Annotated in this window: 10 protein-coding genes, 1 rRNA gene and 1 pseudogene; 5 read left to right on the forward strand and 7 right to left on the reverse strand. The window is 41.5% G+C overall.

Translation table 11 applies throughout. The annotated features are described in order from the left end of the window. The first annotated feature begins 22 nt into the window (after positions 1-22). Both FJR09_RS04480 and FJR09_RS04485 read left to right on the forward strand, forming a co-directional pair. Complete coding sequence (locus tag FJR09_RS04480) at positions 23-730, forward strand: PspA/IM30 family protein (RefSeq protein WP_168653250.1); 708 nt, start codon at positions 23-25, stop codon at positions 728-730. Between the two features lie 166 nt (positions 731-896). After that, positions 897-1,688, forward strand: a complete 792-nt coding sequence (locus FJR09_RS04485) for a PspA/IM30 family protein (RefSeq protein WP_015081576.1) — start codon at positions 897-899, stop codon at positions 1,686-1,688. Between the two features lie 287 nt (positions 1,689-1,975). Here FJR09_RS04485 and FJR09_RS04490 read toward each other — a convergent pair whose 3' ends face one another. From FJR09_RS04490 to FJR09_RS04505, 4 genes are all read right to left on the reverse strand, one after another. Continuing rightward, on the reverse strand, positions 1,976-3,922 hold the full coding sequence (locus FJR09_RS04490; protein WP_015081575.1) for a serralysin-like metalloprotease: 1,947 nt from the start codon (positions 3,920-3,922) through the stop codon (positions 1,976-1,978). Positions 3,923-4,193: 271 nt separating this feature from the next. After that, a complete protein-coding gene (locus FJR09_RS04495) occupies positions 4,194-4,421 on the reverse strand; it encodes a hypothetical protein (protein WP_015081574.1) in 228 nt (75 codons plus the stop codon). A gap of 18 nt (positions 4,422-4,439) precedes the next feature. Further along, positions 4,440-4,913 carry a hypothetical protein gene (locus FJR09_RS04500; RefSeq protein WP_015081573.1) on the reverse strand — a complete coding sequence of 158 codons (474 nt, stop codon included), beginning with the start codon at positions 4,911-4,913 and terminating at the stop codon, positions 4,440-4,442. Positions 4,914-4,952: 39 nt separating this feature from the next. Then, positions 4,953-5,576, reverse strand: coding sequence for a hypothetical protein (locus FJR09_RS04505; protein WP_015081572.1), 624 nt, complete (start codon positions 5,574-5,576; stop codon positions 4,953-4,955). Positions 5,577-6,258: 682 nt separating this feature from the next. Here FJR09_RS04505 and FJR09_RS04510 point away from each other — a divergent pair. Beyond that, entirely contained in the window at positions 6,259-6,594 is a 336-nt protein-coding gene (locus FJR09_RS04510; protein ID WP_041458152.1) for a co-chaperone YbbN, read from the forward strand. Between the two features lie 75 nt (positions 6,595-6,669). Beyond that, entirely contained in the window at positions 6,670-7,854 is a 1,185-nt protein-coding gene (locus tag FJR09_RS04515) for an LL-diaminopimelate aminotransferase (RefSeq protein ID WP_041458151.1), read from the forward strand. 105 nt (positions 7,855-7,959) lie between these two features. On the opposite strand, the gene nadC is transcribed toward FJR09_RS04515, so the two are convergent. The 3 genes and pseudogenes from nadC to FJR09_RS24955 form a co-directional block, all read right to left on the reverse strand. After that, positions 7,960-8,841: a carboxylating nicotinate-nucleotide diphosphorylase gene (nadC, locus tag FJR09_RS04520; protein WP_015081569.1), complete on the reverse strand. Its 882-nt coding sequence runs from the start codon at positions 8,839-8,841 to the stop codon at positions 7,960-7,962. Between the two features lie 225 nt (positions 8,842-9,066). Next, positions 9,067-9,825: pseudogene (locus FJR09_RS04525) on the reverse strand (RNA-guided endonuclease InsQ/TnpB family protein); the annotation flags it as partial. Further along, complete coding sequence (locus FJR09_RS24955) at positions 9,824-10,186, reverse strand: helix-turn-helix domain-containing protein (RefSeq protein ID WP_235081904.1); 363 nt, start codon at positions 10,184-10,186, stop codon at positions 9,824-9,826. The gene FJR09_RS24955 and the pseudogene FJR09_RS04525, both read right to left, overlap by 2 nt. Before the next feature lie 627 nt (positions 10,187-10,813). On the opposite strand from FJR09_RS24955, the gene FJR09_RS04530 reads away from it, so the two are divergent. After that, positions 10,814-11,014, forward strand: a 16S ribosomal RNA gene (locus tag FJR09_RS04530); the annotation flags it as partial.

Genomic DNA, 11,014 nt, shown 5'->3' on the forward strand with positions numbered 1-11,014 from the left:
ATACTCATTCGGTAGAGCCAACATGGAAGTTATTAACCGTATTCTGCGGGTGATTCGCGCTAATTTCAATAGTTTAGTCAGCAATGCAGAAGATCCAGAAAAAATTCTGGAAAAAGCTTTCATGGAAATGCAGGAGAATTTGGTACAATTGCGTCAAGGGGTAGCTCAAGCGATCGCCACCCAAAAGCGCACAGAACGCCAAGCAGCCGCAGGAGAATCCCAAGGTGAAGAATGGTATCGTCGCGCCCAATTAGCCCTCCAGCAAGGCAATGAGTCTCTCGCACGGGAAGCCCTCAGCAAACGCAAATTTTACCAAGAAACCGCTACAACCTTAACCAGTCAAATTCAACATCAAAAAGATGTAGTCGCCAAATTAAAGCAAGATATGCGGACTCTAGAGTTAAAACTGGCTGAAGTGAAAACCAAAAAAGATATGTATATCGCTCGCGCACGTTCGGCCGAAGCTTCTTATCGGCTTCAGGAAATGCTAACTGGTGCTTCTGCCACATCTAGTTTAGGTGCATTAGAACGAATGGAGGAAAAAGTTTTACAGATAGAAGCACAATCAGAAGTTGCTAGTACACTGGGTGGTGATGATCTAGAAAAAAGATTTGCATCCTTAGATTCTGATCATGATATTGATACAGAACTGGCAGCAATGAAAACTTATATGCTAAATCAAGGAGAAAATCCGCAACCAGATCATAATTTACCCAAAACACCCGAATAATAAGTTTGCTTGGTTAATATAGCTAATTGATAGGTTCATGATTCAGAATAGAAAAAAAGATAGTAATCCAGACTGGAAAGACTACATTGGCATGGGTAGCTATTAATATAGTAGAAAAGCTAACTATCTAACCAAGAGCGTAAACCTCTAAAGGAAAAATAAATTTATGGGATTATTTGATCGCCTTAAACGAGTAGTTGGTGCTAACCTCAACGATTTAGTCAGTAAAGCCGAAGATCCAGAAAAAATGCTGGAACAAGCCCTCTTGGAAATGCAAGAGGACATGGTGAAGTTGCGTCAAGGGGTAGCGCAAGCGATCGCTGCCCAAAAACGTACAGAGAAGCAGTATAATGAGGGACAAAATGAAATTAATAAGTGGCAACGCAACGCCCAACTTGCTCTCCAAAAAGGTGATGAAAACCTAGCACGTCAAGCATTAGAGCGGAAGAAAACTTACACTGATACTGCTACGGCTTTAAAAACTAGTCTAGATCAGCAAACTGTTCAAGTTGAAGGTCTCAAAAAGAATTTAATCCAGTTAGAGAGCAAAATTTCTGAAGCCAAAACCAAGAAAGAAATGCTCAAAGCCAGGATTACTGCGGCCAAAGCCCAAGAACAATTGGGAAATATGGTGAGTGGGATGAGTACCAGCAGTGCCATGTCCGCTTTTGAGCGCATGGAAGAAAAAGTGTTGCTTCAAGAATCTCGCGCTCAGTCTACCGCAGAATTAGTAGGTTCAGATTTAGAAAACCAATTTGCACGTTTGGAATCTGGTAGTGATGTTGATGATGAATTAGCTGCAATGAAAGCATCGCTCGCACCTGCACCCGAACCAAAACTACTCACCCCAGAACAACCCAGCACCGCAACTCCAGCACAACCAACCAGTACAACTAAACCTGCTCAACCAGTTGATGCTGAATTAGAGGCTCTACGCAAACAATTGGATAATCTGTAGTTTTTACAGATAATTTAATCCAGTTAATCCCACACATCTGATTTGTGTGGGATTTTTCATATATATGAAAACTGCTGTCAAAAGGATAATTGTAAATATCTGAAAAAGGCTTAATTTCAATATCTATAATCTATGCGATCGCCAAATTTTCACGGTAACATCTAAGCTACCACAGTTAATGATAAGGTAATTGCTAAATTATTGATAAATTAGGGAACAGTTTTTCCTATTTACTGTTCCCATCGGGAGTCAGACCCCTTTTAATTCTGGTGACTTCCTAAATACTACTAAGCAACATTCAGCACGTAGGATCGAGTCCCTGTTTTGGTGGTTGGAGTTGCAGTTGAGTTATCCACGTAAGTATAGGTTCCAGTCGCCACGATTTGTCCGAAGTTGTTAACGCTAGTGGCACTTGTCAAAGTTACAGTCGCACCGTTATAGGTAAGCGGTGTGGTCAGCAAGTTGTTCAAGTCAGACAGCACACCGCCGCTCCAAACATAGGCATGATTTGTAGCTGCGGCGATTTGAGAAGCCCCTACGACTTGACCAAATTCATTGATTCCGTTAACAGAACCAGTGTTACCGCCTAAGCTACCGATCGCAGTGAATGTACCATCTGCTTGGAGCAAGAATGGCGTACTAGTCGCGGTGCTGCCACTACCACTAGTTGAAGAACCAATAATCTGACCCGCGTTGTTGATATCTCGCAAGGTAGCTTGGTCTCCACCAAAAGTGCCTAAATCAGTGAGTTGATATACACCGTTGGCATCTTTATTCCACACAATGGCGGTGTTCTTGGCAGATCCATCCAAAACTCGGTCGCTGTCCACATATCCGACGATTTGACCATTACCGTTGACTCCACGGGCTGTGCCGCCGTCGCCGCTCACGGACAGATCTGTCAAGGCAGTTACCACGCCATTTTCCCAGTAAAGCGGGTTGTCGTAACCTGATGCTTCAATATTACGACCAGAGATGAGGTTCCTGTTGTTGATGTCCAAGAAGTAGCTCTCCACGCCCCCAAAGTCGTTGATTGTCAGGTTGTAGCTACTGCCGTTCTTTTCCCAAACTAGGGCGCGGTCCGTGGCTAGAGGATTCGGTTGTCGCACTTCATCAGCCGTTCCCAGGATTACACCGCGATCGCTAATGGTGTTAACATTGGGGGTGAGCAGGGTGACTGTTTCGCCATTTGCTGCACCGAAATCAGACTGACCATTTTTCAATCCAGTGCTGGTTATGGCAGTTTGCACGCCATTTTCCCAGATGAAGCCTTGACGCACGAGGTTGTTAGTATTTACTACACCCGTGGTGGCGTTTGTATTGGTGAAAGTTGCGCCTGTGTCAAAGCGTCCGGCGATTTGTCCTAAGTCGTTAATCGAAGCTACGTTAACTGAACCATTAGGGTTGGTACTGAGAGAACCCAAATCAGTTGCTGCGTAACGGTAGAGTGGTCCGTTGTCCACCAAAGCCTGAGATCCAGATGCCACTCCTTTGAGCGTTGCGAGAAGATCATTACCCGCATACACCAAGGTGTCGCCATTGCTGCTGGTAAAGCTGAGGGATTTACCCAGTAAGCTTTCCCCCAACCGCACTTTGTCGGACGTGGTATTGAACCCCCACACAGCGACGGAACCTGTGCCGCCTTCCAGGATTAGCTTGTCTTTGCCGGTGCTGCCGAGGTACACCGAGTCATTCCCAGTACCTGCGTTGATCACATTGTTGCCTGCCCCGGCATAAATTGTGTCGTTGCCTTTACCAGAGTAGATCGTGTCGTTCCCTGCCCCGGCATAAATTGTGTCGTTGCCTTTACCCGTCAGGATGCGGTTGTTGCCTTCCCCTGCAAAGATGACATTATTCCCAGCACCCCCATCAATAAAATCACTACTCGCACCGGAGTAGATGACATCATTACCCAACCCAGTGGTGATCAGGTTTACTCCTTCTCCCGCAGAAATGAAGTTGTTGCCTTTGCCTGCATCAATAATGTCCCGACCAGAGCCAGCATAAATCACATCACTGTAGTTGCCCGTGAGAACGACGTTGTTGCCATCACCAGCGTAGACGACAACTTTGCTTACGGCATTGATCACATCATCCGCCCCTGTGCCATAGATAGGGGCAGCAGAGCCGAGGGGTGGGGGATTTAGGGGTAATAATGGGTCGGATAAATTACCTATTGGAAAGGCGGTGCTGCCTGGAAGCAGAGAAGATGTGTCATTTGCGTTGAATATCATTGAGAAAATTTCCTAAAAATTGGTATGGTAAATGCCCATGAAAATATTACCCAGTCCACAAGCAATCAGCGAAGTGATATCGCCCTTAGCCAGCACGAAGTGCCATCGCTCAACTGAAGCAAAATTCTGGGGTCAAAATATGAATGCAAATATGTTCCAGATATTTGACAATATTTAACGGATTATAAACCAACAACAAAATCTTGTGGTTACCAAATCAAGAGTTTAAACCGCTTGGTGGGTCTCTTGATTTTTGTAGTTTTTTCATTTTTTAATGCTTCTGTGGCTGAGTCTCTTGTGATGGACTAGAGGGTTCAACTAATTTACCTTCCAAAGTTAAAGACTTTAAATGGAAGTTGTAGTTAATAAGTCTTTTATCTTGCTTTACTCTTAAACAAGCAATCGGTAAGGTAATTGCAAACAAAAGAAACACTCCTACTAAACCAAAAACATACTTGTGCATTCTTTTTTCAAGAACGTCTCTTGGCGTTTGTAGCATTTTTAAATTCCTCAATCTTTAATGCAAAGGTAAATATGGAAACAGGGGATGCCAACTCATAGCTGTAGCCGCAACAAATAGGAAAAATATCCAGAAAAAGATGGTTTTAGATTTAATTTGTTTGTCTTTCCACAAAAAGTAAAGAATCACCCAACTGACCAGCCAACCAATCAGCAACATAGTTTCTTTGCCGGCATAGCTGCCAATGTTTCCCCAAAGTTTACTAGGATTATGGCTTCCGGGTATCCAACCACCAAGGTCTTTAAGTATTTTTTCTCGCTGTTTAGATGTGTCTGATAAATGATGTGCCACCATCATCGTAAAACATCCTATTCCTCCACTAATTAATGCTGCGGCGGCAGGACCAGAAGTTGCAGGCGGCTTGTTTGCTCCTTTAGCTAAAACACCAGGAAATCTTTTCAATGAACTCCAAATTTTGCCATAGATAGGCTCTGTTTTAAATTCAGATGCCCGTGATAGATCTTTAGTCATTTTCTGATTTTTATTGGTTAATAGTTAACATTGAAAAACTTACAAAGTATGAAGTTTTGCAATACTAAGTCCGGTGACTAGTCCACCCATTGCAAAAAACATCATTCCCATTAAAGCCACACAAGTTGCTGTTAAAACTGGGCGATTTTCTTTTTCTAAAATTGAGTCGCCATATTGCCACAAAATCAACGTACAAGCTACACCTATTGGCAATGTAAATAACACGGTAAATTCGTGATATTCCATTAATATGTATTGTCCTAATGGTGTATTTTCTATTAACCACGCACGAGCGCCACCAAATTCTATATTAGCTCGGTAGCGCATATATGCTAAGTTGCCTGTGGCAATACCTAAAAATGCGATCGCTGTTGACCAAAATGTCAAAGTCCGCATCTGCGGTAAAATTTTACTCCCTCCCCGCAGCAAGGGAAAGGCTAAATGTCCTGTATACACTGCAACTACTGTGGATAGTAAAGAACCGAAGCCATGTACTGTACCTATCCATCTTTGCCACGGACTAGGATTGAAGATGTTAAAAAAAGGCAGAGAAAGAAACAATGCTGCTGAAAGAATACTTAAGCCATAAACGCTGATTTTGGCGATATCTAGCTGTCTAGGAAACTCTGTGTTGACTAAGTCGGTATATTCTTCTTTCATCATTTAAGTAATCCTCCTCTCGGATAAATTAAAGTAATCGCATTTAGTTGCCAAAAATTGTGAATAAGCTTGTAGTTTAGCTATTAGTAAATTTTCTCCAAGGCTTATTTTGACACTATTTAGCATTAACAAAATAATTTTTCCAAATGCTTATTGGTTCTTTTGTCACGACAATACTCACTTATCCTCAATAAAAAGCTTACTAGTCAAGAGTTTTCACGACTAGTGATTTTGATTAAGGTATTAAATTGGCGTAGTTAATGACAAAAAATAGCATAAATCTTTATCGCTGTTTTTGTCAACTATTTGCAATAAGCATTGAAAATATTTTTATAAATACTGACATTACAGCATTACTCAACCCCTAGAGCCATATAGCTTTATCACTAAGCTTTGTCCTTTATTAACCTGCAATATGCTGTAATAATATTTGCCTGATAAAATAACAGAATTTTTTAAGTATTATCTAGTTGACAATTATAAGCAAGTAGGCATAGGTGAGAAATCCTCTGTTGTCTCACAATCATTTTTCAAATCTATATAGTTTGTACTTTCTGATTTTTGAGTAAAACGAAATAAACATTTCCCTCTGCCTGCTATAAATAGTGAAGTGGGAACAGATTGGGATAAAGTATTCTCTATTCTGTGTGTCAACTTTGATCAATACCGCCTAATGGAGATTATAATGAACAAGTGTATAATCACTATCACTGATGCTGAGTTTGAAACAGAAGTATTAAAAGCCGAGCAGCCTGTATTGGTCTATTTTTGGGCTTCCTGGTGTGGTCCTTGTCAATTGATGTCACCACTGATTAACTTGGCTGCAACAACTTATGGCGATCGCTTAAAAATTGTTAAGATAGAAGCTGATCCCAATCCAGTCGCTGTCAAGGAATATCGGGTAGAAGGTCTTCCCGCTCTTAGGTTACTAAGAGGAGAAACAGTATTAGAATCTACTGAAGGAGTAATTAGTAAAAATAAATTACTCAGTTTTTTAGATCAGCATTTAAATAATAATTAGTTACCCGTCAGTGATCAAAACTCCATAGTTTCTGATCACTCACTCATGACTAATGACCAATGACTAATAATTAAAATGCAATTTGCCACCCGGTTACAACCTTTAAAATCTAATGTATTTGCGGATATGGACACAGCCAAGACCATTGCTTTGGCTGCTGGAAGAGAATTAATTGATTTGTCCTTGGGTTCTTCAGATTTACCAGCCGAGAATCACGTCATAGAAGCGATCGCCCAATCTCTCTATGATCCTAGCACTCATGGCTACTTATTATTTCGTGGTACTCAAAATTTCCGTCAAGCCGCAGCCCAGTGGTACGAGCAAAAATTCGGTATCCCAGTTGACCCAGAAACAGAAGTTTTACCCCTGATTGGTTCTCAAGAAGGGACAGCCCATTTGCCTTTAGCCGTGCTTAATCCCGGCGATTTTGCTTTATTATTAGATCCTGGTTATCCTTCCCATGCCGGGGGAGTATACTTGGCTAGTGGTCAAATTTACACCATGCCAATAAAACCAGAAAATAATTTTTTACCAGTTTTTAGTGATATTCCCGCCAACATTTTAGCCCAGTCGCGGTTAATGGTATTAAGCTATCCCCATAATCCTACCAGTGCGATCGCCCCGTTATCCTTCTTTCAAGAAGCCGTAGCCTTTTGTCAACAACATAATATAGTCCTCGTTCACGATTTCCCCTACGTAGACTTAGTTTTCGCAGCAGAAACCCAAACTTCAAAATCTCTTGTTCCCTCAATATTGCAAGCAGACCCCGAAAAAAGCGTCTCCATTGAATTCTTTACCCTGTCTAAGTCTTATAATATGGGTGGCTTCCGCATTGGTTATGCAATTGGGAATCCGCAATTAATTCAAGCCTTAAAGCAAATCAAAGCCACCGTTGATTTTAACCAATATTTGGGAATTTTGAACGGAGCGATCGCTGCCCTCACCGGACCCCAAGATGGTGTAAAATCTGCCGTTGATACTTTTCGTCAACGCCGCGACACCTTCATCAAAGCCTTACACCGTATTGGTTGGAACGTTCCCACACCCCAAGCCACAATGTACATTTGGGCAAAACTACCCCCACAATGGAGTCATAATTCCATAGAATTCTGCACCGAATTAGTTAAACAAACAGGTGTAGCAGCTTCGCCAGGAGTCGGCTTCGGTCAATTCGGTGAAGGATACGTTCGCTTTGCATTAGTACAAAAACCAGAAATCTTAGAAACTGCTGTAGAGAGAATTTCCCAGTTCCTCTATTAACTCAAGTTGCTAGTCATCTAATTGAGCCTGGTAATTGGTAATTGGTAAATTTCTCATCCTGTTAATCCTTTAATCGGTGGATATCCTGATATGGCTTGCGCCACGCTACGCTATCAGACAGTTTACCATTCTCATACTCAAATCCAACCATTTGGACTGAGTAATAGGCGCACTAGTAGAAATATAATCAACACCAGTTTCCGCCACAGCGCGAACAGTCTCCAAGGTTACATTTCCCGAAGCCTCAATCTTCACCCGACTATCTTCTTCACGAATCAATAATACAGCTTCACTCATCATAGACAAAGACATATTATCCAACATAATAATATCAACTTTGTGCTGTAACGCTTCCCGCACCTGAGCTAAATTTTCCGTTTCCACCTCAATAGTCAGAGGATAAGGAACATGAGAACGAATGCGGGTAACAGCCTCCCCAATTCCTCCAGCAGCAACAATATGATTATCCTTAATCATCACCGCATCATCCAAACCCATGCGGTGATTCATCGCCCCACCCAAAGCACTAGCGTACTTCTCCAAAATCCTCAACCCTGGAGTAGTTTTGCGCGTATCCACCAACTGAGCAGGTAAGTCAGCTATTTTTTTCACATATATATTAGTCAAACTCGCAATTCCACTTAACCGCATCACCAAATTCAACGCCACCCGTTCCCCCATCAACAGCGTATCCAGAGAACCATTGATTTCTGCTATCACCTGTCCCGGTTCAGATGGTGTACCCTCATCAGTCAAACTGATAAAATCAACCTCATTATTTAAAAGCTTAAACACCCTAGCCGCAACTGGTAAACCCGCAATTATCCCAGGTGCTTTAGCTATCCACTTAGCTTGTCCTCTCGCGGAATTTGGGGATAATAAAGATTGAGTAGTGCGATCTCCTCTACCAATATCTTCCAACAACCAACTTTGCAACAATTGATCCAGCACCAAAAACGGTGGTAGTACAGCCACTGAACTCTTCATATTATCTTCTAATATCTATATCCACTCAACACTATCAATAATTGTCTTCCGTTCTATAAAACTTACCCAAAATCACCAAAGTCTAGACACATCTGGACAGCGATAACCTTAGTGTTTACTTCCTGCTTCATCACGGTCTTAGAATGGCTTCTAAGAGGTTTTTCCGCTCCACAGGCAATCTCGGTAGAACTTACCGTTTCTGACCGTAGTTCCTAAAAGGAACCGCTACGCTACAGGGATAAAAATATCCACAAACCATCGGTCAATATTACGCGCTGCATTTAAGTCCCTGTCAGCTTTATAGCCACAATCAGGACAAATATAAACGCGGTTTTTTAATGGCATTTTATGACGATGATTACCGCAGTTAGAGCATATTTGGGAACTAGGAAAGAACCTATCCACAAGGATTAGTTCACTCCCGAATTTCTCAGTTTTGTACTCTAATTGCCTTTTAAATTCATACATCCCACAATCTGCAATTGCACCTGCTAATTTGTGGTTCTTCAAAAATGCCTTAACGTGCAAATCTTCTATCTTAATTATGCTGTGGTTTTTAGCTAGATAGTAGGTTAATTTGTGAATAGAATCCTGGCGAATATTAGAAACTTTGGCGTGTAATTTAGCCAATTTTCTCACAGCTTTTTTACGGTTATTAGAGCCTTTAATTTTCCTGCTCACACTACGCTGTAAACGTTTCATGCGTTTACTCTTATGGCGGTAGGCTTTAGGATTCTCGAATACTTCACCATTACTGCAAACTGCTAATTCTTTGATACCAATGTCAACACCAATGGTCGGTCTGTCTGCAAGTATAGGAGGTTTTTCAACTTCGTATTTAACAGAAATAAACCATTTATCAGCCTGTCTAGAAATCACGCAATTATGAGTTACTGTAATCGGTAAAGGTTCTGCTAAACGTACCCAGCCAATTGACGGTAATTTAATTCTTTTACCATCATTTTTAATCGCTGGTTTCGCCTTAGTTCCTGATTCTAAATAGAAAGAATCGTGTTGTCCTTTTTTCTTGAATCGTGGTTGTTTTGATGTTTTTTACAAAACACCTATCCCAAGCCTGGCGTAAATCAGCTAACGCCTTCTGAGGGATATTTTTATTAACTTCGTAATACCAAATATGCTCAGATTTTACCTCAGCAACTAACTTTTTATGCAAGTCAATCGCTGATGGTAATTTAAGTTTTTCGCCTTCTTTTTGAGCAGCTAAAATATCCTTGATTTGAGCATTTGCCCAGTTGTAAGCGTGTCTAGCGACTCCAGAAGCCTTGCGAAAAGCTGTAATCTGTCGGTTATTTGGAATTAGTGCAGTTTTGAATGATAAAAGCATTGACTCGACCTTCAATGTTGTGCTATGATATCTAGTATATCAGACATATTAGGATTTGGCAATGCCTCGGATTAAATTTAAACCACAAAATCAGGTAGCGTACGATAAATCACCTTTGCAGTTTAAGGTGTTGAGAAAAAATTAAAACCGTCCCTAACACAGCAGCAACGGTTAAGGGAATTTGTTGATCAACTTATTGAAGACTTGGACAAACAGTAACATAAGGCTAGTTATGGGTAGAAATTATCAAGCTGTTTCTACCCCTTCTCTAATGAATCGAAAAACCCCAGACGTGGAACTCCACCAACTCAGCCCAATCAAAAACACCACTAACAGGGCAGAAAATTCAGGATTTTAACACTCACAACCCTTGCCTCACAAGGATTTCAGACAGAACGAAAAAACAAATTCCAAAATAGTTTGAAAAAGTAGTTGACAAACCAAAGCAGGTTCGATATATTAAATAAGTGCCTGAAGCGAAGCGAGAAAAACGCCACGCCAAAGTCGCACCGAACCTTGAAAATATTATAGTTTGAAAGCCAGAATACAACAAGTACCCTGCGTCAGAAAAAGAAAATAACCTGACCGTGGTTGTAAAAACGGTTAAGAAAGAGCTACAGACGAACCAAAATGGAGAGTTTGATCCTGGCTCAGGATGAACGCTGGCGGTATGCTTAACACATGCAAGTCGAACGGAATCTTTCGGGATTTAGTGGCGGACGGGTGAGTAACGCGTAAGAATCTACCTTCAGGTTGGGGACAACCACTGGAAACGGTGGCTAATACCGAATGTGCCGAGAGGTGAAAGGCTTGCTGCCTGAAGAAGAG

It is taken from the genome of Dolichospermum sp. UHCC 0406, assembly GCF_009712025.1.
Taxonomy (GTDB): Bacteria; Cyanobacteriota; Cyanobacteriia; order Cyanobacteriales; family Nostocaceae; genus Dolichospermum; species Dolichospermum lemmermannii.

Excerpts from the sequence above, each read along its gene's own strand:
- FJR09_RS04480 (WP_168653250.1), top strand. The coding sequence starts at position 23 with ATGGAAGTTATTAACCGTATTCTGCGGGTGATTCGCGCTAATTTCAAT.
- FJR09_RS04485 (WP_015081576.1), top strand. The coding sequence starts at position 897 with ATGGGATTATTTGATCGCCTTAAACGAGTAGTTGGTGCTAACCTCAAC.
- FJR09_RS04490 (WP_015081575.1), bottom strand. The coding sequence starts at position 3,922 with ATGATATTCAACGCAAATGACACATCTTCTCTGCTTCCAGGCAGCACC.
- FJR09_RS04495 (WP_015081574.1), bottom strand. The coding sequence starts at position 4,421 with ATGCTACAAACGCCAAGAGACGTTCTTGAAAAAAGAATGCACAAGTAT.
- FJR09_RS04500 (WP_015081573.1), bottom strand. The coding sequence starts at position 4,913 with ATGACTAAAGATCTATCACGGGCATCTGAATTTAAAACAGAGCCTATC.
- FJR09_RS04505 (WP_015081572.1), bottom strand. The coding sequence starts at position 5,576 with ATGATGAAAGAAGAATATACCGACTTAGTCAACACAGAGTTTCCTAGA.
- FJR09_RS04510 (WP_041458152.1), top strand. The coding sequence starts at position 6,259 with ATGAACAAGTGTATAATCACTATCACTGATGCTGAGTTTGAAACAGAA.
- FJR09_RS04515 (WP_041458151.1), top strand. The coding sequence starts at position 6,670 with ATGCAATTTGCCACCCGGTTACAACCTTTAAAATCTAATGTATTTGCG.
- nadC (WP_015081569.1), bottom strand. The coding sequence starts at position 8,841 with ATGAAGAGTTCAGTGGCTGTACTACCACCGTTTTTGGTGCTGGATCAA.
- FJR09_RS24955 (WP_235081904.1), bottom strand. The coding sequence starts at position 10,186 with ATGCTTTTATCATTCAAAACTGCACTAATTCCAAATAACCGACAGATT.